The 20,313-nt window shown below is 68.0% G+C and carries 15 protein-coding genes and 2 pseudogenes; 4 read left to right on the top strand and 13 right to left on the bottom strand.

Annotated elements, in window-relative coordinates:
• Positions 1 to 21: 21 nt before the first annotated feature.
• Positions 22 to 1,380 (top strand): MFS transporter, encoded by a 1,359-nt coding sequence (locus STRVI_RS21020; protein ID WP_014057668.1) that lies wholly within the window; start codon positions 22 to 24, stop codon positions 1,378 to 1,380.
• Between the two features lie 461 nt (positions 1,381 to 1,841).
• Here the strand turns inward: STRVI_RS21020 and STRVI_RS56015 are convergent, their stop codons facing one another.
• Complete coding sequence (locus STRVI_RS56015; protein ID WP_353477077.1) at positions 1,842 to 2,405, bottom strand: MFS transporter; 564 nt, start codon at positions 2,403 to 2,405, stop codon at positions 1,842 to 1,844.
• Between STRVI_RS56015 and STRVI_RS54580 the strand changes: the two are divergent.
• From STRVI_RS54580 to STRVI_RS21005, 3 genes and pseudogenes are all read left to right on the top strand, one after another.
• Positions 2,292 to 3,181: pseudogene (locus tag STRVI_RS54580) on the top strand (RHS repeat-associated core domain-containing protein); the annotation flags it as partial. The gene STRVI_RS56015 and the pseudogene STRVI_RS54580 sit on opposite strands and share 114 nt — an antisense overlap.
• A gap of 346 nt (positions 3,182 to 3,527) precedes the next feature.
• Positions 3,528 to 3,788: a hypothetical protein gene (locus tag STRVI_RS52090; RefSeq protein ID WP_150112901.1), complete on the top strand. Its 261-nt coding sequence runs from the start codon at positions 3,528 to 3,530 to the stop codon at positions 3,786 to 3,788.
• A 516-nt stretch (positions 3,789 to 4,304) separates the two neighbouring features.
• The gene (locus STRVI_RS21005) at positions 4,305 to 5,222 is read left to right on the top strand and encodes a helix-turn-helix domain-containing protein (protein ID WP_014057667.1); all 918 of its coding nucleotides are present in this window, start codon (positions 4,305 to 4,307) and stop codon (positions 5,220 to 5,222) included.
• Here STRVI_RS21005 and STRVI_RS21000 read toward each other — a convergent pair.
• The 12 genes and pseudogenes from STRVI_RS21000 to STRVI_RS20950 form a co-directional block, all read right to left on the bottom strand.
• Positions 5,179 to 6,516: a hypothetical protein gene (locus tag STRVI_RS21000; protein ID WP_014057666.1), complete on the bottom strand. Its 1,338-nt coding sequence runs from the start codon at positions 6,514 to 6,516 to the stop codon at positions 5,179 to 5,181. The two genes, STRVI_RS21005 and STRVI_RS21000, sit on opposite strands and share 44 nt — an antisense overlap.
• 53 nt (positions 6,517 to 6,569) lie before the next feature.
• On the bottom strand, positions 6,570 to 8,333 hold the full coding sequence (locus STRVI_RS20995) for an amylo-alpha-1,6-glucosidase (protein ID WP_014057665.1): 1,764 nt from the start codon (positions 8,331 to 8,333) through the stop codon (positions 6,570 to 6,572).
• Positions 8,334 to 8,404: 71 nt separating this feature from the next.
• Positions 8,405 to 9,250, bottom strand: a complete 846-nt coding sequence (locus tag STRVI_RS20990; RefSeq protein ID WP_043239392.1) for a carbohydrate ABC transporter permease — start codon at positions 9,248 to 9,250, stop codon at positions 8,405 to 8,407.
• An 8-nt stretch (positions 9,251 to 9,258) separates the two neighbouring features.
• Positions 9,259 to 10,242, bottom strand: a complete 984-nt coding sequence (locus STRVI_RS20985) for a carbohydrate ABC transporter permease (protein ID WP_014057663.1) — start codon at positions 10,240 to 10,242, stop codon at positions 9,259 to 9,261.
• A 31-nt stretch (positions 10,243 to 10,273) separates the two neighbouring features.
• Positions 10,274 to 11,518 carry a sugar ABC transporter substrate-binding protein gene (locus STRVI_RS20980; RefSeq protein WP_014057662.1) on the bottom strand — a complete coding sequence of 415 codons (1,245 nt, stop codon included), beginning with the start codon at positions 11,516 to 11,518 and terminating at the stop codon, positions 10,274 to 10,276.
• Between the two features lie 101 nt (positions 11,519 to 11,619).
• The gene (locus STRVI_RS20975) at positions 11,620 to 12,657 is read right to left on the bottom strand and encodes a LacI family DNA-binding transcriptional regulator (protein ID WP_014057661.1); all 1,038 of its coding nucleotides are present in this window, start codon (positions 12,655 to 12,657) and stop codon (positions 11,620 to 11,622) included.
• Between the two features lie 618 nt (positions 12,658 to 13,275).
• A complete protein-coding gene (locus STRVI_RS20970) occupies positions 13,276 to 14,835 on the bottom strand; it encodes an MFS transporter (protein ID WP_014057660.1) in 1,560 nt (519 codons plus the stop codon).
• 73 nt (positions 14,836 to 14,908) lie between these two features.
• A complete protein-coding gene (locus STRVI_RS20965; protein WP_014057659.1) occupies positions 14,909 to 15,982 on the bottom strand; it encodes a zinc-binding dehydrogenase in 1,074 nt (357 codons plus the stop codon).
• Positions 15,979 to 17,445 carry an aldehyde dehydrogenase gene (locus tag STRVI_RS20960; protein ID WP_208949258.1) on the bottom strand — a complete coding sequence of 489 codons (1,467 nt, stop codon included), beginning with the start codon at positions 17,443 to 17,445 and terminating at the stop codon, positions 15,979 to 15,981. The genes STRVI_RS20965 and STRVI_RS20960 overlap by 4 nt, the downstream gene beginning before the upstream one ends.
• Positions 17,446 to 17,456: 11 nt before the next feature.
• Complete coding sequence (locus STRVI_RS54575) at positions 17,457 to 18,023, bottom strand: FAD-dependent oxidoreductase (protein WP_251982919.1); 567 nt, start codon at positions 18,021 to 18,023, stop codon at positions 17,457 to 17,459.
• 118 nt (positions 18,024 to 18,141) lie between these two features.
• Positions 18,142 to 18,654, bottom strand: a pseudogene (locus tag STRVI_RS54570) (NAD(P)/FAD-dependent oxidoreductase); the annotation flags it as partial.
• An 11-nt stretch (positions 18,655 to 18,665) separates the two neighbouring features.
• Positions 18,666 to 19,931 (bottom strand): cytochrome P450, encoded by a 1,266-nt coding sequence (locus tag STRVI_RS20950; protein WP_014057657.1) that lies wholly within the window; start codon positions 19,929 to 19,931, stop codon positions 18,666 to 18,668.
• Positions 19,932 to 20,313 lie beyond the last annotated feature (382 nt).

The raw sequence follows: 20,313 nt of genomic DNA, 5'->3' as shown, positions 1-20,313 counted from the left end.
GACCGCTCAAAGGAGAGCAAAATGTCCGACCTGAAGAACGACGTGCCGCCCCCCACAACCCTGGGCCCGTCCCCGACCGTGCGCCGTATCGACAAGAACAGCCGCCGGGCGCTGTTCGCGTCCTGGCTGGGATGGACCTTCGACGGCTTCGAGACCTACGCCCTCGTCCTGGTCGGCCCTGCGGCCGTCACGGCAGTGGGCACCGACGCCCAGCTGGCAGACCTCCCCGCCTACGTCAGCGGCCTGATCGCGGCGACCCTCGCCGGCTGGGCGCTCGGCGGGATCCTCGCCGGATTCGCAGCAGACCGGCTCGGCCGCCGGCGCACACTCATCATCTCCATCTTCTGGTACGCGCTCTTCACCGGCCTGACCGCTCTCGCGCCCGACTACTGGTGGCTGCTCGTCCTGCGGTTCATCACCGGCATGGGACTGGGAGCGGAATGGGGCAGCGCCACCGCCCTGATCGGCGAGCTCTGGCCGAACCGCTCACGCGGACGGGCCGCCGCGTTCCTCCAGTCAGGCTTCGGCGTCGGCGCGGTCATCGCCGCGCTGGCCTGGTTCCTGCTCCAGCCCGTCGGCGACAACGCCTGGCGCTATCTCTTCCTCGTCGGCACGCTCCCGGCGCTCATCGTTCTCTACGTCCGGCGGGCTGTCCGTGACCCGGAGATGTGGATCTCCGCCCGCGATCGCCGGCTCAAGGCCAAGGCCGCCTACGACGCCGGCACCGCCACAGCCGCCGACAGGGAACTCCTGCGCTCCCCCTTCACCGCTGTCTTCAGCGAACCCCACCTGCGCCGCCGCGGACTGCGGCTGCTGGTACTGACCGTGGTATCGGTCATCGGCCTGTACGCCGTATCGGCCTGGATCCCCGACTACACCATCGAACTCGCCAGGGAGGCAGGCGAGACGGGCACCCGATGGGGCGCCAACGCCGGCCTGGTGTTCAACGCAGCATCCGTACCCGGATACCTTCTGCTCGGCTACCTGGCCGACCGCTGGGGCCGAAAACCCACCATGCTCCTCTACTACATCGGCTCCGCGGCAGTCGTCCCGGTCTTCTTCTTCGCCGTCCACACCCCGCAGATGGCACTGGTCGTGGCCGCGGCCGCCGGATTCTTCATCCTGGGCCAGTTCGCCTGGATGCCCATCTACATGCCGGAACTGTTCCCCACCTCGGGCCGGGCCACCGCGATCTCGTCGGTGTTCAACTCCGCCCGACTCGCCGGCGCACTGGTCGTCCTCGGCACCGGAATGCTCATCAGCCTGCTCGGCGGGATCACCACCGCCGCCACCATCGTCGGAGTCGTGCCGTACCTCATCGCGATCGCCGCCGTCTGGTTCGTCGGACCGGAGACCAAGGGACAACCACTGCCCCGCTGAACCAACCACCAGGGCCCCACCGGCCACGACCGCACAACGGCAGCCGGTGGGGCCGGCCGCGGATCTCCCGCTGACCAGCCGCACCCCATTCTCCGGTACCGGGCTGCATCAGGCCCGCAGCCGCCCCGCCCCCATTCTCCAGCAAGGCCCGGCTGGTGAGCAGCAAGGGCTGCGCGGATCGCACCCGGGTCACCATTGCGCAGCGCGACGGCGATGTGCCGGTGCAGCGCACACGGGACCTCCTCGTTCTCCCCGCTTGCACGCAACGGGCTCTCGCCGCGTTCGGCCCATTCGCCGTGGGAGAACGACATCGGCGACGAATGGCCGCCCTCCCTCGCACAGGCCGAAAACATCGTTCGCCGGGGCTGCCGGTCCAGCGCTTGGCCACAGCCCCAGCGTCCAGTCCGGTCTGGATGATCGCGGCCTCCTGCTTCACGCCTCACTACTGCGGGTTCGGTCCGTCAATTCGCTCGGTAGAGATGGGCGGAGGAGAAGACGTCTGAACGCCTGTTCTGGTCGCGGTGCTCGGTGCTCCCGTACGCAAGGGCGAGGAGAGGCATGGACGCACCCAGGATGCTGGCCAGGCCCCAGCCGCCGACGCGGTATGCGATCGAGCCGAGCTGGGATCCGGCAGCTCCGCCGGCAAAGAAGATGGCGATGTACACGGAGTTGAGCCGCGCGCGGGCGTGTGCGTCGAGCCGGTAGATGGTGTGCTGGCCGACGATGAGCGTGGCCTGGGCGGCCATGTCGAGCAGGACGGCGGCCAGGGCGATGATCACGATGTGGTGCGCTCCGAGGCCGCCCACGACGAAGGACAGTGCCGCTACAGCGAATGCGATGCCGCTCACGCGTCGGGTGAGTCGTCGGTCGGCCCAGCGTCCGGCGAGCGGCGCGATGGCCGCGCCTGCTGCCGCGCATACACCTACCGTCCTGACGGCTACGTCACCCAGATCCGCGAACTCACGACCGGCACCCGGCGGTTCTCTCTCGACGCCGTGGGGCGGGTGACGAGTGTTCAAGCACATGGCTGGACGGAGAAGTACGCCTACGACAGTGCGGGCAACCAGACCCATGCCACAGCGCCGGACCACCCCGCGGCCGGTGAGCGCGTCTGCGACGGCTCCCTCATCCGCCGCGCCGGCCGGACCAGGTACCGGCACGACGCAGCAGGCCGCCTGGTCGAGAAGGCCCACAAGCTCCTCAACGGCCGGACCCGCACCTGGACCTACATCTGGAACGCCGAGGACCGCCTCACCAAAGCCATCACCCCGGACGGCCAGGAGTGGGCCTACACCTACGACCCGCTCGGCCGCCGCACATCAAAGAGCAGCCAGGGTGAAACCGCCGTCACCTTCACCTGGGACACCAGCCCCCTTGCCGAACAGACCGCCGCCGACGGCCTGACCCACACCTGGGACTACTCCCCCGGTACCCACCGCCCCCTGACCCAGACCAACCGGGAAATGGGCTCCACCCCGCTTCCACACCGTCATCACCGACCCCATCGGCACCCCCACCGAACTCATCACCCCCGACGGCCACTTGGCCTGGCAGCACCGCACCACCCTCTGGGGCACACCCCTCCCCACCCCACCCGATGTCACCACCTGCCCCCTCCGCTTCCCCGGGCAGTACGCTGATCCTGAAACCGGCCTAAACTATAATTATCACCGTTATTACGACCCCGAAACCGCCCACTACCTCACCCCTGACCCCCTCGGCCTCGCCCCAGCGCCAAACCCCGAGGCTTACGTGCGCAACCCTCACACCGGGCAGGACCCTCTCGGTCTTGAAGGCTGCGACGAGGATGTCTACTCCATCGAAGATCACGTCATTCCTCGTCATACGCGAGGTGGCGCCGAAGCAGATGCAACGAAATCTCTGTTTGGCCATGGCGTAGACCTCGGAGAGTTGGCCACAAGGAGCGCCGGGCAGATCGGCCATTACCAGGCCGCTACCGGAAATATTCGGTATTTCATTACAGACAGAGATATAGTGGGGGCCGACCGGCACGGCCTCCCGACGAAAACCTACACAATCGTTCGTGATGGCATAGATGGAGAATTGATCACCATGCATCCAGGACTCCCGCGTGATTTGGACCCCTGATGATTAAGGTCGACGTAAGGTCAGGCAAAGGAGATGTCGTGGCATCCGTTGCCGCAGACTCAGAGTTTGATCCAGTTCTCAGTGGTGTGGATCGTAAGAGGTATCCGATCCTCGGCCACTTGGATCCGTATGGGGATACGGTGCTGAACCGGCTCCAAGTGCAATCATTGCTGGAAGAGCTTTCCGAAGTGAGGTCCAATCCGGAAATCGTGTCAGCGGAATTCGCAGATACCCTGGTGATGCTGTGTCACGAGTGCCTACAGCGACCTCATCGATTTCTGCGGTTTGCCGGCGAGTAGGAACCAGGAATTATGACGCACAGCAGCCCCGCCGAATTGCTCCTAATAGGGGGCTGCTGAGGCGTTTGACAGCAACGCTCAGCGGACGGCTGATACGGCGAGCGGGTGGAGGGGCTTTACCTGCTGTACGGGGCTCACCTGGGGACTTGCATCGTCGAAGTTTAGGCCTGATCACGGGGCGTGAGACTGCGACTGCTCTACCTGATCTTCTACCGGGTTGTGTACCTGTTGCTTGCCGGGAATGTCATCCGCCCTGGTCGGAGGCCTGTATCGGGGCCGGCGGTCGTCGGCCTCGCCGCTCGGGTAGGCGCTCTCGCGTTGTAGGTGCCGGATATTACGTCCGTGCAGTCACGCACTCGGTGAGCTTGGAGAAAGGTCAAGACAATCGTTCCTCTCCTCCCGTGAACCAAGACTGGGTGTAGCGCGTCCGCGCCGACCGGCGAGATGCTTGACTGTCCTGCCGCGACTCCTCTACCTCGCCCTGTCGACGATGTTCACTTCGTGCGGCTCGTGCCGATGAGCGATCGCGAGAAGGATCTGGAGATTCTGGCGCTGCGCCACCAACTCGCCGTGCTACAGCGCACGGTAGACCGTCCACATCTGACCTGGCCCAACCGGGCACTCCTCGCGGCCCTGCTACACCGCTTCCCACGAGCACGGCTCCGCCGACTCCGCCTGATTGTCTCTCCGGACACTCTCCTGCGCCGGCACTGCGACCTGCTCCGCCACCGCCACGCGAAGGCCTCCCGTCCCAAACGCCGCGGTCGGCCCCGTACCGTCCGCTCCATCCGGATCCTGGTTCTGCGCCTCGCACGGGAGAATCCAAGCTGGGGCTACCGGCGCGTGCACGGCGAACTCTCCGCCCTCGGTATCAAGGCCGCCGCCTCCACCGTGTGGAGCATCCTCAAAGAACACGGCATCCCGCCCGCACCCGAGCGGGAACACACGACCTGGGCGGCCTTCTTACGCTCGCAGGCCGACGCCATCCTCGCCGCCGACTTCTTCGAAACCAAGACCCTGACCGGGGCGACGCTGTACGTCCTCGCCGTCATCGAACACGCCAGCCGACGCATCCCCATCCTCCGCGCAACCGCCCACCCGACCACGGCATGGGTGACCCAACTCGCCCGGAACCTAGTCATGGACCCCCACGACGCAAACACCCGGGCGAAATACCTGACCCGGGACCGGGACATCCGCTACCCAGCCGCCTTCAACGCACTCCTGCAGTCCGAGGGCAACAAGGTCATCCAGACCGGCGTCCGGATACCCCGCATGCCACGTCCGCCGACGCGACCGCCTCAGCGGCATCCTCCACGAGTACCACAATGCCGCATGACCTGCACGGACGTACTTCTCGGCACCTACAAGGCCAGGGTCCGCCGCCTGCTCACCGAGCAACTCCTCCCGGCCGACCTGCACCCCGCGAACTGACCCCTGCCGGGAACGGCCAGGCGCCAACGACCTGCTGCCTTGCGCCGACACCCCGGCCGTTCTCCACCACGGAGGTGGTGTCGAGGCGGTCGAGGTTGACGGTGACGTTGCCGGTGTTGCCGTTACTGCCCAGGAGGATCTTCGCGTTGCGGGCACCGTTGTCCTTGGTCGCCAGGCCGTCGGTGTTCGTACCGGGCGTGAAGTTCACGATGCTCCCGGTCTGTGAGCCGTAGTAGCGGTAAAGGAACCACTCCCCCAGCGGCAGGTACTGGCTACCGGTCTTGGTCAGCAACTTGGCCGCGAAGTCGTGCAGGTTGGCTCCCCCCGCCCAGTTGGCGCGCAGTCCGTCCGCCCCGGCACGCTCCAGCCGCGAGATGTACCAGCCGCCCCGGCCGGGGTTCTGCTCGTTGGTGTTGCCGTACTCGTTGACCTGGAACGGACGGCTCGTCGTCATCGACCGTGCCGACAGCTTTGACTTCAGGGAGGTGCTGTCGGCGACCGGGTCACCGGGGAGGTCGTGCCAGCTGTAGATGTTCGGCTCGACGCGGTTCGCCTTCACGTAGTCGAGGTACGTGTTCCACCACGTGTTGGACGACGTGGGCCTGCCGCAGGTGCTGGCCCCCACGATGACCGCGCCGGGGATGGCGGCCCGGATCTTCTGGTAGGCGCGCTTCCACATCTCCAGGTACTGGGGTTGGCCGGAGCCCCAGAACAGGTTGCAGTCGGGTTCGTTCCAGATGTCCCACTGGATGTCGGTCATGCCCGCGGCCCGCACGTCGGCTAGCAGGCGGTCGTAGAAGGCGTCGAAGCGGGTCCAGTCCCCGTTGTCACCCGGGAAGGTGGGGGTGGTGGTTCCGTCGGCGCCCCACAGGTCGTGCGGCAGCATGACGAACGTTCCGCCCAGCGCCTTGGTGCGCTTGTATTGGGCAAGGGTGGAGTTCCACCTTCGGTCGTACTTGCCGGCCACCCAGCCGCCCGGGTTGTCCAGCTGAGCGCCGCCGGTCCGCATGAACTGCCACTTGATGTCCTTGTAGAAGTGCTCCTGGGGCAGCGAGCCGTTCTCGGTCATCCCGTAGATGGTGCCCGAGGCCCGGTAGGTGGGGGCGCCGCCGGCGGTGGCGAAGTCGACGGCGACGGTGGTGTCGGCGGCCTGGGCCGACGTGCCGGGCACGACGAGCACCGCGACCGACGCGAGGAGCGCGCCGAACACGGTGGTCCTGCGCAGGCGACGGCCGGCTGCGGAGCCGGACCTGCCGTTACGTCTGGGCGGTGCGAGGACGCGGGACATGCGCATGTGATCTCCCGAGAAGGTGGTTGCTGCCTGGGCGGGGGCGCCCAGGTGGTCTCTCAGCCGCCGGTGTGTGCGGCGGATTCAGGCGCGGTGCACCGGAGTTCGTGGGCTTCGGCCAGGAGGAGGTAGCCCGCCGCGGTCCAGGTGTAGGCGCGGTCGCGCAGGCCCGTGCCGGTGAGGGCGTCGAAGTTCTCCGCGAAGCCGTGGGTTTCGCACAGGGCCCGGAAGCGGGCGCTGATCTTGTCCGCGAGGCGATGGTGGCCGCCGCGGCGCAGGCCGTCCTCGATCAGAACGGTGGCCGGGGCCCAGATGGGGCCGCGCCAGTAGCCGTCGGGACGGTAGTGGGGTGAGATGGACAGCTCGGTGGCCAGTCCGTACGGGGTCAGGTGGGCCTCGATGCGGGCCGCCAAGGTCTTCCCGATGTGCTCGGGAAGATGCTCGCCCAGCACGATCGGCATCAGGTCGAGCAGACTGGACGTGCTCCAGGTCCTCGCATTGTCGACGCCACGGGCCACGAACCGTTCCCCCGCCCACAGTTCGTCCAGCATCGCCGCCTGCGTGTCCTCGGCGGCGCGGGTCCAGCGGTGGGCGTCGTCAGGCAGGTCCAGTTCAGTGGCCAGGTCGGCGAGTTCACGGAGCTGGAGGACCAGGAACGCGGCCAGGTCGGCGGTGACGACCACACACTCGGGGTCGAAGGTCGTGGCGTTGTCCCAGCCGCTGTCGTTCCCGTGCTGGTAGTGGGGCAGGGTGGCACCCGGCGCGCGGCGCGCGGTGAGCCAGAAGTCCGTCCAGCGTCTCAACCGGTCGTACATCTTGGTGAGTTCGGCCCGGCCGAGGGGTTCGGGGAGCCGTCGGCGCAGATGGCCCAGGGTCCAGCCGTGGATGGGTGGTTTGACGAAGTTGTAGAGGACCTCCGAGTGGGTCACCGAGTCGGGCAGGGCCCCGCTCTCGTCCTGGTGGTCGAACGGCAGCGAGAACTGGTCCCAGGCCAACGAGGGCGCACCGGGCCCGAGCGCAAGGGCGGTGAAGCAGTGGTCCCAGCTCCAGACCTTGTCCATCCAGTGTTTGGACATCAGCACCGCGGGCCGGGTGACGAGGGCGGCCGGGCGGACCGTCGCCGACCACAGGACGTACGCGGCGAGTTCGGCGGCCGGGGTGCCGTCCGAACGCCAGGGGGCCACCGCGTCGGCGAAGGCGGCGAAGGCGTCCTCCGCGGCCGCCACCACTTGGCCGAACGTCGCCGACGAGGCGAAGGGGGGGCGCGCGCCGTCCATTTCCTCGACGGCGGCTTCCCACACTCCGCCGCCGTCCGCGGTGACGGTGAGGCCGCGCTCGGCGCTGCCGAGGACCTGGCTGCCGGACACCTCGGTCAAGAAGCCGGACAGCACGGTGATCCGGTACCGGCGCCCGGTCTCGTACGAGGTGAACACGTGCGCACCGTCCACCGGATCGCGGTAGAAGTAGGTGCCGGTGAAGGGTGTCAGGGTGTGGGTGGCCGCGGTGATGCTCAGCCCCAGCCCTTCCCCCCGGAGGTGGATCGTGTCGGGCGACTCGTAGACGCAGTCGATGTTCCCGCCCGAGCCCACCCACCTGAGCATGCTCGGCGTCGCCTCGGCACGGGTCTCGGCACGGTCGCCCGTGTTCGTGTCGACGGGCACGAGACGCAGGACGGCGTGCATGCCGTTCTGGTGGGAGACCAGGTGCAGGTCGTCGGCGTACGTCTTCTCCGCCACCACGGGCGAGATACCGAACCAGGAGCCGTGCGTGCTGAACGGAATGTCGTGGACGGAGAAGGCCGGGCCGGATCGGGCGGCGGTCATGGGTGGTTACTCGTTTCTTCAGCGGTGGAGCGCGACGGTCTGCTGGAGGTGGACCGGCAGGAGAGCGGGGGTCAGTCCTTGACGGCTCCGGCCGTCACGCCCGCGGCGACATAGCGCTGGGCGAGGACGAGGATCACCGTGGCGGGCAGCGAAGCCACGACGGCGGTCGCCATGATGGCGTTCCACTCTTGGTTGTTGTTGCCGATGTACTGGTAGATGCCAAGGGTGATCGGCTCATGGGATCCGCCGTTGGCGAGGGTGCTGGCGAAGACGAAGTCGGACCAGGACCACAGGAACGCGAACAGCGACACCGTGACGACGGCGTTGCGGCTCATGGGCAGGACGATCGACCAGAAGGTGCGCAGGGCCCCGGCTCCGTCCGTCTTCGCCGCCTGGAGGAGCTCGTCCGGGATGCCCGACATGAACGCGGTGAAGATCAGCACGGCGAACGGGACGGCCAGGGTGGAGTCCGCGACGATCAGGCCGGGAACGGACTGGAGCAGGCCGAGGCTGAGGTAGATGGCGTAGAAGCCCATCGCCATGATGATGCCGGGGATCATCTGCGCGACCAGGAAGAGGAAACTGACCACCCCTCCGCCACGCGGGCGGAGTTTCGCCAGCGCGTAGCCGGCGGGCGCGGCCAGTGCCACCGTCAGGACGACCGTGCCCAGACCGATGACCAGACTCGTGCCGAGATAGGGAAGCTGCTGGTCGAAGACCGCGCGGTAGCCGTCCAGAGTGCCGTGGACGGGGAACCAGTCGGGCGGCGACTTGCGCATGTCCTGGTCGCGAGTGAAGGACACATTGAGCATCCAGTAGACCGGGAAGAGCATGACGACGGTGAGCAGGAGGCCGGTGGCCGTCTTCCACCAGGGGGTCCATCCCCGGCGCGGGCGGTGGGTGGTCGGGGTGGTCATGAGGCCGGTCATGAGGCGTACTGCTTTCGCTGGACCCTCAGATACACCAGGCCGAAGACCAGGGCCGCGACGACGAGCAGGTTCCCGACGGCCGCACCGGGGCCGAAGGCGGGCAGCAGGTTGCCGAACCCGAGTTGGTAGGACCAGGTGGCGAAGGTGGTGGACGAGTCCGCCGGGCCGCCCTTGGTCATGATCCAGATGATGTCGAAGACCTTGAGTGTGTAGACCAGGCCCAGCAGGAGCGTGATGGCGGACACCGGGCGCAGTAGCGGGAGGGTGATGTGCCAGAAGCGCTGCCAGGCGCCGGCGCCGTCGAGGGCGGCCGCCTCGTAGAGACTGCGAGGGATCGACTGCAGACCGCTGTGGAGCACGACGAGGTTGAACGGCACGCCGATCCAGATGTTGGCGATCATCACCGAGGTCAGCGACCACGACGGTGACGTCAGCCAATTCACCGAATCGATCCCGAAGGCGTGCAGGGCTGCGTTGACGACACCCGAGTCGCTGTTGAGCATCCACGACCAAGTGGAAGCCGACACGATGAGCGGCAGCAGCCATGGTACGAGGAACAGGGCACGCAGGGTCGCGGAGAGCCGGAAGTTCTGGTTGAAGAAGACCGCGAGCGTGAGCCCGATCGCGTACTGGAAGAACAGGCAGACGGCGGTGAAGACCACGGTGTGGGTGAGCGCCGGGCCGAAGGTCGGATCGTCAAGGACGGTCCGGTAGTTGGCGAGGCCGGTGAAGGGGGCGTCGCCCTGCACGAAGGAGCGGACGGTGTAGTGACGCAGACTCAGGTCGAGATTGCGGTAGAGCGGATAGGCGTAGAAGAGGACGAGGTAGAGGGTCACCGGGGTGAGGAAGGCCCAGGCGGCCCACTGCTGTGAGGTGGGACGGCGTCGGGCGGTGGTTCGGACCGGGGGCGAGGCAGCGGTGGCCGCCCTGGCCTGGTCGCGCACCGGCCGGCGGTCCGGCGGGTGTGTCGTGTGGTTCATCAAGGAGCCCCGAATGCGGTTGCCCGACGGTTTACTTGACGGCGTCCTGTGCCGCGGTGAGCGCGTCCTTCGGCGACCGCGACCCACTGAGCGCGGACTGGACCGCCTTCCACAACTGCTCCGAGATCTTGGGGTACTTGGTGTCGAGGTCGTCGCTGGTGCGCCCCTTGGCCGACTTGACCGCCTCGACCCAGGGCTTGAGCTTGGCGTCGGCCGCGAACTGCTTGTCCTGCACTGCGCTCGTGGGGGCCACGTACGACAGGGTCGTGTCGGTGTCGTGGAGGTTGTCGGTGCTGGTCAGGCAGGACACGAGCTTCTGCGTGGTGGTGTACCGGTCGGTGTCGCCCTGAGTCGGGACGGTGACGAACTCGCCGCCCGTCGGCGCCGCGGCGTTGCCCCCGTCCGCGCCCGGTATGGGCAGGACGCCGTAGTCGAAGTCGGCCTTCTCGGCGTTGGCGAGCTGCCAGGTGCCGTTCTCGGCGAACGCGTAGTCGCCGCTCGCGAACTCCTGCCAGCTGGTGGTCTGTGTGTTGTTGATGACCGAGTTGGGCGCGTAGCCCTTCTTCAGCCAGTCGCTCCACAGGGATAGGGCCGAGACGCCCTGGGAGGAGTCGAGTTCGGTCAGCTTCGCGCCCGATCCCCAGAACCACGGCAGGAACTGGAAGCTGCCCTCCTCGGTGCCGATCGCGGAGAAGGTGATGCCCTTCTTCCCCGCCTTCTTCACCTTCTCCAGAGCCGCGGTCAACGACTTCCAGTCCCTGATCGAGGCGATGTCCACGCCGGCGCCCTTGAGGACGTCCTTGTTGTAGTAGAGGGCGAGGGTGTTGGCGCCGATGGGCGTTCCGTAGGTCTTGCCGCCCGTCTGACCGGCCGCGAGCAGGTTGGGCTCCACCGTCGAGGTGTCCACCTTGTTCTCGTCCGTCGTGGTGAGCACCCCGGCCTCGGCCAGCGTCGACACCACCGGGTTGTCGAGGATGAGGACATCCGGGGAGTTGTCCTGCTGGGCGGCCAGCAGCGCCTTGTTCGTCAGGTCGCTGGTGTCATAGGCCGTCCGCGTGACCTTCACCCCTGTCTCGCTGCCACAACTGTCCAGCAGTTTCACCCAGTCCGAGCCCTTGGCGAACTGCGGGTACGGGTCCCAGACGGTGTAGGTGCCGCTGTCCGCCGCCTTCGCGGACGACGTGCCGTCGTCGGAGGAACATGCGGTGGTGCCGACCGCGAGCGCGACGACGGTCATGGTGGTCGCGGTGAGACGGCGTCTGGTGGATCTGTTCATGAGGTGGTCCTTCTTGATGCCATTTCGGACAGCGAGATGAACATGGGCATGCCAACAGCGCGCACGCAGCGGGTGGGCGGGCTCGGCAGTCGGTCAGTCGGTCAGCCGGACCGGCGAAGAACCGACGGGGCGGTGCCGACGGGCCCGGTACTGGCACGCAGAGAGATCGACGGAGCAAGCAGGTGGTGACGAGGCGGCCCATCCGGACGGTCGAGCCGCTCGACGAGCAGCTCGACGGCCAGACGCCCCATCTGCGACGCGGGCACATCGGCCGCCGTGAGCTGCGGGGTCACTGTCTCGGCCCATCGGGCGGCCGCAACACCGGTGACGGAGAAGTCCCGCGGCACATGGCGCCCCGCATGGGCCAGCCCCCGGTAGAGACCGCCCAGCGCGGCCTCGTTCAGCGTGACGAGGGCTGTGGTGGCGGGATCGTCGTGCAGGATCCGCTCCACACACGCCTGGCCGGAGGAGGCGTCGTCCCCGCAGTTGTACGTGCGGACGCTGAGCCCGCGCTCCGCGGCGGCCTTCGTGAAGCCGTCGAGCCCCCGGTGCGCGGACTCGTACCCGGCGCGCAGGAGCCGTTCGGGCCGGTTGACGAAGGCGACCTTGCGGTGGCCCAGGTCGGCGAGGTGCTGGACACAGGCCGCCGCGAGCGCGGTGTGGTCGAGACCGACCCACCAGTCTGCCTCCGGCCGCGCGGTGCGGCCGATACAGACGGCAGGGAAGTTCTCGGTGAAGAGGTGGTCGACTCGATCGTCCTGGAGCCTGATCTCCATCAGGATCGCGCCGTCGACGCGCCGTTCACCCAGCAGCCGCTGGAACGAGCGGTCGCTGTCCACACCGCTCGGCGAGAGCAGCACGTCGTAGTCGAAGGTGGCCGCGGCCTCCACCACGCTGCCGATGAAGTCGAGTTGCATTCCGGTGTAGTGGTCGCCTGCCGGGGGAAAGACCAGCGCGATGGCGTTGGTCCGGCCGTTGGCCAGGGCGCGTGCGCTCGCGTTGGGCCGGTAGCCGAGCTCGTCGATGACGCGCTGGATCTTCGCGCGGGTCTCGTCCGACACCGTGCGCTTGCGGCTCAGTGCGTACGACACGGTGCTCCGTGAGACACCGGCCCGCTTCGCGATCTCACCGATGTTCACGGGACTCCTTCACCGAGGTCATCGAGTTCTGCGAGCTCTTTCGAGATCTTCGAGGTCTTCGAACCGGTTCGTCACTCCCGAGTGAGAGGGATCGTACCGGTCTGGGCGCAGCAGGTGCGAGTGAGGGGCGAGCCGTTGTCGAACCGGTTCGCTGAAGGGGAACGTAGGAGCTGACCACGCGGGTGTCAATGCCTTGCACACACTCGCTGAAACGCATCGGAATCCCCTGGTCGAGGTTCTCGACGTACCACCGACCCGCTCCCACGTACCTATTCACCAGGTAGATCGGCCTTTCGCCCGCCCACGCCCCACTCGACGCCCATCCACACCAGGAAGGAGAGCCGCCTCGGGAGTATTGCCGGCCCGGTTCGCCGGTGCTAGCCTCCGGCGAACCGGTTCGACAGATACGCGTAGGTAGCGGCAGCACCCCTTCCGGAGCTACTCCCTTACGACAGCAGGTCAGGCGACGCCTGTGGCGTATGCGAACCGGTTCGATCCACGGTCGCCGCACCCCGACCGCAACTACCACCTGTCCGTGCCGGGCCAGATCGTCCAGTGGGTCTCCGCCATCGAGGAATCCGAGCTCGACGCCCCCGACCTGGCGTACGGGCGGGTCGATCAGCGGCCGTCGCGGGGCGCCCCGCCCGTCTCTTCCGCTTCGGACGCGGCGCCCGATGAAGGAGTATCGGCGGCGGCCGGTCGAGTGGCTTCGGACGTGTCCAGGCTGGTCCGCAGGACGACCGGCTTCAGCAGGACCGCCGCGACGATGCCGAGGGCGGCGACAGCGGCGCAGATGAGGAAGATGGTTCCGGCCGCATCGCCATAGGCGACGGCGGCGGGCTCGTGATCCTGCGCAACGCCGTTGGAGACCTGGCGGGCCAGGACGGCGCCCAGAACCGTGACGCCGAACGTGCCGCCCAGAGAGCGGAAGAAGGTGACCGTGGTGCTGGCCGTACCGATGTCCTTCAGCGGGACGGAGTTCTGTACGACGAGCACGAAGTTTTGCATGGTCATGCCCACGCCGGTGCCGATGAACAGCATCGCCACGCTCATGAAGACCAATGACGTCGTGTGGTCGATGGTGCCGAGTCCGGCGAACCCGAGCGTAAGCAGGATGGAGCCGACGATGACGAAAGGCTTGAGCTTGCCCGTCCTACTGAGCATTCGGCCCGCGAGGATGGAGGAGACAAGGATGCCGCCCATCATCGGAATGGTCAGCAGGCCCGCCTCGGTGGCGGTGTAACCGCGACTGACCTGGAAGTACTGGCTGAGATAGACCGAGGCGGCGAACATGGCCGTGCCGGCGGCGAGGCTTCCGAGGATCGCCAGTACGGTGGTGCGCTGCTTGATGATGCGCAGCGGCACGACGGGCTCGGCGGCGCGCGTCTCGACCCACAGGGCGACGGCCAACAGGACCAGTCCCCCGCCGACCATGGCGGCGGTCTGCCAGGAACCCCAGGCGAACGAGCTGTCGACGAATGAGATCCAGATGAGCAGCACGCTGACACCCGAGGTGATCAGGGTCGCGCCCAGATAGTCGATCTTCACGTTGTCGCGTCGGATGACCGGAAGGCGCAGCGTCCGCTGGAGCAGGATCAGCGCGGCAACGGCGACCGGGAGGCTGATGAGGAAGCACCACCGCCAGCCCAGCCAGGAGGTGTCGACGATGAAGCCGCCGAGCAGCGGACCACCGATGGTGGACAGTGCGGTGACGCTGCTGAGGTAACCGCTGTACCGGCCGCGTTCGCGGGGCGGGATCATCGCGGCGATGACGATCTGGACGAGCGACTGGACGCCGCCGACGCCCACTCCCTGGAGCGCGCGGGAGGCGATGAGCTGCCCGGCGGACTGGCTCACCCCGGCGGCCACCGAGCCGACGACGAAGACGACCACGGCTATTTGTACGAGGGTCTTCTTGCTGAACAGATCAGCCAGCTTGCCCCAGATCGGGGTCGTGGCCGTGGTGGTGAGCAGGGTCGCGGTGACGATCCAGGTGTACTGCGTCTGCGAGCCGTGCAGCGCACCGATCATCTTGGGCAGCGCGGTCGAGACGACCGTACTGCTGAGGGTCGCGACGAAGAGCGCGATGAGCAAGCCGCTGAGGGCCACGAGGACCTGTCGTTGGGCCTTGGGCTGTGCGTCTGCGGTGCCGGACTCATTGACTGCGGCTGTGCTCATCGCGTGGAGACTCCAGGAAGTGTCGGACTCGGGAGGGCGGAATCGGAATCATCGGACCGGCGGCGGTCCATGGCTACACGATCACGGTGCGGACGCCCTCCCCTCGTTCGAGCAGTTGGAGGCCCTCGTTGACCTCGTCGAGCGTGATCCGGCGGGACACCAGCCCGCCGAGGTCCAACTGGCCGGTCTCCCCAAGGCGGATGAAGCGGGGGAAGTCCCGCAGAATCTGGGAACCGCCGACGACGGAGCCCTGGATCCGCTTGCCAGTGAAGATCGCGGACTGCGCCGGGATGGTCAGTTTTGCGTCCGGCCCGGCAGGCATCCCGATGTAGGTGACCGTGCCCTCCAGCCTCGCCATGTCGAATGCCTGCACCAGGAGCCCGGGCAGCCCGACTGCCTCGAAGGTGTAGTCCGCGCCGCGCCCGTCGGTGAGGGCATGGACTTGCTCGACCGGGTCCCCGTCGGCAGGGTCGATGCCGTGCGTGGCGCCCACGCGCAGGCTCGCCTCGCGGCGGTCGGCCGACAGGTCGATGGCGATGATGACGGCCGCGCCGGCGATGCGCGCGCCCTGGATGACCGACTGGCCCACGCCGCCGCAGCCGATGACGGCCACGCTCGAACCGGGCTTGACGGCTGCCGTGTTGAGGGCGGCGCCGAGGCCGGTCGTCACACCGCAGCCGAGGAGGGCGAGCTGCTCGTCGGGCAGATCGGTCCGTACGGGCACGATGGTCGACTCGTCCACGACCATCGCCTCGGCGAACGAGCCGCAGCCGCACAGCGCCGACGCCTTCTTCCCGTCGGGCAGGTCGTAGCGGGGTATGAACCTCAGCGCTTTGCGCTCGCAGTGCTGGGACATCGTATTGATGCACCACCAGCACAGACCGCAGGCGGGCGAGACAGAGGCGAGTACGCGGTCGCCGACCGTCACCCGGCGTACATCGGCGCCGACGGCCTCGACCGTGCCGCAGGCCTCGTGGCCGGGCACCATGGCATCGGGCCGGCCGGGATGGTTGATCGAGGTCAGGTCGGTGTGGCAGATACCGCTGGCCGCGACTCTCACCAGCACGTCCCGCGGCCCGATGGCCGGCGTGGGCAAGTCCTCAAGAACCAGCGGCTCGTTCGGCTCGTACGCCACGGCGGCCTTCATCGCGCCTCTCCCTTCATGGTCGCGGCGAACGCGGCGGGCACGCCGATGGTGTGGGGTTCGAGGTACTGGTGCAGTCCCTCGACGCCGAGTTCACGGCCGAGGCCCGACTCCTTGAACCCGCCGAAGGGCACGTACGGCTGCGGGGGGATGCCGCCGTTGACCACGGTTCCTCCGGTACGCAGCCGCCGGGCGATCGCCATACCCCGGGCGTCGTCGCCCGACCACACCGTGCTGAACAGCCCGTACCTGGAGTCGTTGGCGATACGGACCGCGTCCTCGTCGCCGTCGTGCGGAATCAGGGACACGACCGGCCCGAAGATCTCCTCCTGCGCTACCCGCATCGAGTTGTCCACGTCGCCGAGGATCGTCGGCTCGACGTACCACCCCCTGGGGAGATGGCTCGGGCGGCCGCCACCGACGACGACCTTGAAGCCCTCCTCGGCCGCCAGGCCGATGTAGCCCTCCACCCGGGCGCGCTGCCGCTCGGCGACGAGGGGGCCCACCACGGTCGACGGATCGTGCGGATCTCCCACGGGGATCTTCGCCGCCATGGCCGCCCCCGCTTCGAGCGCCTCCGCATACCGCTTGCGGGGCACCAGGATCCGGGTGACGGCGGCGCACACCTGACCGGAGTTGTGCATGCTGGCGCGGACCATGTGGGCGGTGATGGTCTCCACGTCGGCGTCGTCGAGGACGAGTGCCGCGGACTTCCCGCCGAGTTCGAGGGAGACCCGCTTGACCTGGTTGCCGCACAGGCTCATGATGCGCTTGCCGGCCGCGGTCGAGCCGGTGAAGGCGATCTTGTCGGTGCCGGGATGGGTCACGAGGTGTTCGCCCACCTCACGGTCGCCGGGCACGACGTTGAACACCCCGGCGGGCACGCCCGCCTCGTGCAGCGCCTCGGCGAGGAGGTAGTTGCTGAGCGGTGACTCGGGCGGCGGCTTCAGCACCACGGTGCAGCCGGCCGCCAGTGCCGGGGCCACCTTCCACGCGGCCAACGTCACCGGGGCGTTCCAGGGCACGATCGCCCCGACCACGCCTACCGGGTCCGAGACCACCAGACCCACGTGGTCACCGGAGCGCTCCACGCGGTCGAATTCATAGGTGCGGACCAGATCGGCGTAGTAGGCGAACACCGGGGCGATCGTCCCGGTCTGCAGGGGGGCCTGACTGCCGGCCACGCCCATCTCCTCGACGAGCACTCCGGCGATCTCGGGGTTGCCCTCCCTGAGCAACTCGGCTGCGCGGGCCAGCACATTGGCTCGCTCGGCCGGGGTCATCCGGGGCCACGGACCCTCGTCGAAGGCTGCACGGGCAGCCGCCACGGCGCGGTCCATGTCCGCGACGGTCGCGACCGGAACCTCACCGACGACCTCTTCGGACGACGGTGAGACGACCTTGAGCACCTCGGTGCCCGCGGGCTTGACCCACTCGCCTCCGATGTAGAACTCCCGGCGGTACATCAGACGTTCTTTCACGGCTCCTGCCTTCCTGAGGTGGTCTTGCCGGGGTGGGGAGCGTGGGCGACGACGAGTTGACGGAGTTTGCGCAACTCGCGGTGGCTGTTCCAGCCGAGCACTCCGACGACCTTGCCCTGGTGGCCGTAGGCGGCGACGAACTTGCGGTCCTCCGTGCTGCCGTGCATCACCGTCACGTCCGCGTGTGCGGGGAAGATGCCGAACGCCTGGATACGGGCGTCGTACTGGTCGCTCCAGAAGTACGGGACTGGGTCGAAGGGTCGCTGTTCGCCGAGGATGTTCGCGGCCACGGCCATGCCCTGTTCGGTGGCGTTGAGGCGGTGTTCGACACGCATCCGCATGTCGAAGTGGGGGTTGTGCCAGGACGCCACGTCCCCGGCGGCGTAGATGCCGGGGACGGCCTGGCAACTGGCGTCGCACTCCACGCCGTTGCCGAGGAGCAGACCGGAGTCGGCCAGCCACTGGGTGGTCGGTGTGGATCCCACACCGACCACGACCGCGTCCGCGTCGAGCTTCGTGCCGTCGGCCAGTTCGACGGCCGTCACGCGGCCGGCGGACTCCACGAACCGGGCCACGCCGACACCGAGGCGCAGGGCGACTCCGTGGTCGCTGTGCACCCTGCCCGACAAGTTCGCCGATCCCGTCGCCGAACTGACGGCGCATCGGGACCGGCAACGGGTCGACCAGCGTGACGTCCAGGCCCATGGTGCGGGCCACCGCCGCCACTTCGGCCCCGAGGAACCCGGCGCCGACCACAACCACCTTCGCCCCGTCCAGCAGTTCGGCGCGCAGTGCCAGGGCGTCGTCGAGCGTGCGCAGGACGTGCACGCCATCCAGGTCGTCGCCGGGCAGCCTGCGTGGAGTGACCCCGGTGGCGATCACCAGGACGTCGAACGCCACGCGGTCACCGCCGTCCAGCAGGACCTTCCGCCCCGCGGAGTCCAGCCCGACCGCTCTGGTGCCGAGACGGAAGTCCGCGTCGAGCTTGTCGATGGCCTGGTCGTCGCGCAGTCGCACCCGCTCCGGCTGCCAGGCACCGGAAAGGACCTGCTTGGACAACGGCGGCCGGTCGTACGGGAGATGCGCCTCGTCGCCGACGAGGGTGAGTCGGCCGTCGTATCCCTTGTTGCGCAGGGCTTCGGCCGTCGCCAGTCCGGCGGCCGAGGCTCCTACGATCAGCACATCGCTGGGCATGGAGAAGCACCTCACCAGGTCAAGGGGAGCTCGTAGGCCCCGTAGACGAACCCGTCGGCCTTGAACGGGATGTCCTCGAGGTCCGCGGCGAGCGCCAGGGTGGGGATCCTCCGCAGGAGGCTGGGGTAGACGACCTGCAGCTCCATACGGGCCAGCGGCTGTCCCAGGCACTGGTGGATGCCGTATCCAAAGGTCACGTGACGGCGGGCGTCGCGCGTGATGTCCAGGCGGTCGGGGTCGGCGAAGACGGCAGGGTCCCGGTTCGCGGTCTCGTTGACCGAGATGATGCCTTCGCCGGCGCGGATGACCTGGCCGGCGACCTCGATGTCCTCCAGCGCCACCCGCCGCAGTCCGCCGTGGGTGATGGTGATCCAGCGGAGCAGCTCGTCGACCGCGGAGGCGATCAGCTTCGGGTCGTCGGTGTCGCGCAGGAGGGCCAGCTGGTCGGGGTGCTGGAGCAGGGTCAGGATGCCCAGCGTGATCATGTTCGCGGTGGTCTCGTGCCCCGCGAACAGCATCAGCACCCCCATCTCGGTGGCTTCTTCGCGGGTCAGCTCGCCGGCCTTGATCCGCTCGGCGAGCCCGGAGAGCAGGTCCTCACCGGGCTTGGTGAGCTTCTCGCCCAGCAGCTCGTCCAGGTAGTTGATCAGCTCCTGCCGTGCCGCGAGCCGGTCTTCGCCGGACGTGTGCCGGTTGATGATGGCCTTGCTGTTGGTCTGGAAGAAGTCGTGGTCGTCATAGGGCACGCCGAGCAGCTCGGAGATCACCAGCGACGGCACCGGCAGCGCGAGCGCCTCGACGAGGTCGACGGGCTTGGGGCCGTCGAGCATCTTGTCGATCAGCTCGTCCACGAGCCGCTGGGTGGATACGCGGATCGCCTCGACGCGCTTGATGGTGAAGGCCGACGTCGCCATCCGCCGCAGTCGGTTGTGCTCGGGATCGTCCATCATGATGAAACTCATGCCGATCGAGCTCTTGCCCTGCTGTTTCAGGGCGTCGGCCATCGCGGCCTCCCCGGCGGAGAGTCTCGGCGAACCGGGGCGCATGGGGTCCGCGCTGACCTGCAGACTCGCCATCGCCTCCCGGTGAGCCTCATAGCCGGTCACCAGCCATGCGGTGCTGCCGTCCCACAGTCGGATCCGCGTCAGCGGGCCCTCTTCCTGCCGGGCCCGCATGGCCGGTGCCGGGTCGAGGGGGCACCGCGCGGGCCTGCTGATGTCGTACTCCGGAATCTCGGAGGGAGTTCCACTCGTCGAGTTGTTCACTGCACTGGTCACTGCTTTCTCCTGCTCGTCAAACGGCCATCAAGAGATCGCCGAGCTGTCGTATGCGTGGCTCAGGTGGGGTGCATGTGTGGGCGCACGGCCCATGGCAGTGCGCGGGTCGGGCGAGCGGCAGACACCGGTACGAGGGGGCGGTGAGCTGTCCCGTCGTGGGGGCGCGAGGTCTGTTCGACCGTGGCCTCGCGAGGGAGGGACGGTGGGGCTCCCCGAGAGGGGAGCCGGGGAGCCTCACGTTCGGCGTCAACTCACGTGCCGTGCCGTGCCCGGACGTTCTGCTCAGGCAGTCTTGACGACCATGGCCGCCCGACGGTTGTTGCCCTGGGCCGGCACGAGCCGGCACCGCTGCGGGCCATCCGGTCTCCTTCGACTCGAGGTC

The organism is Streptomyces violaceusniger Tu 4113 (assembly GCF_000147815.2).
Classification (GTDB): Bacteria; Actinomycetota; Actinomycetes; order Streptomycetales; family Streptomycetaceae; genus Streptomyces; species Streptomyces violaceusniger_A.
This window is presented reverse-complemented; position numbering and strand designations above follow the sequence as displayed.

Bases quoted from the DNA above. Each gene is read 5' to 3' on its own strand.
- STRVI_RS21005 (WP_014057667.1), top strand. From the start codon at position 4,305: ATGAGCGATCGCGAGAAGGATCTGGAGATTCTGGCGCTGCGCCACCAA.
- STRVI_RS20990 (WP_043239392.1), bottom strand. From the start codon at position 9,250: ATGACCACCCCGACCACCCACCGCCCGCGCCGGGGATGGACCCCCTGG.
- STRVI_RS56015 (WP_353477077.1), bottom strand. From the start codon at position 2,405: ATGTGCTTGAACACTCGTCACCCGCCCCACGGCGTCGAGAGAGAACCG.
- STRVI_RS21020 (WP_014057668.1), top strand. From the start codon at position 22: ATGTCCGACCTGAAGAACGACGTGCCGCCCCCCACAACCCTGGGCCCG.
- STRVI_RS20970 (WP_014057660.1), bottom strand. From the start codon at position 14,835: ATGAGCACAGCCGCAGTCAATGAGTCCGGCACCGCAGACGCACAGCCC.
- STRVI_RS20965 (WP_014057659.1), bottom strand. From the start codon at position 15,982: ATGAAGGCCGCCGTGGCGTACGAGCCGAACGAGCCGCTGGTTCTTGAG.
- STRVI_RS20995 (WP_014057665.1), bottom strand. From the start codon at position 8,333: ATGACCGCCGCCCGATCCGGCCCGGCCTTCTCCGTCCACGACATTCCG.
- STRVI_RS20980 (WP_014057662.1), bottom strand. From the start codon at position 11,518: ATGAACAGATCCACCAGACGCCGTCTCACCGCGACCACCATGACCGTC.
- STRVI_RS20985 (WP_014057663.1), bottom strand. From the start codon at position 10,242: ATGAACCACACGACACACCCGCCGGACCGCCGGCCGGTGCGCGACCAG.
- STRVI_RS20960 (WP_208949258.1), bottom strand. From the start codon at position 17,445: ATGTACCGCCGGGAGTTCTACATCGGAGGCGAGTGGGTCAAGCCCGCG.
- STRVI_RS21000 (WP_014057666.1), bottom strand. From the start codon at position 6,516: ATGCGCATGTCCCGCGTCCTCGCACCGCCCAGACGTAACGGCAGGTCC.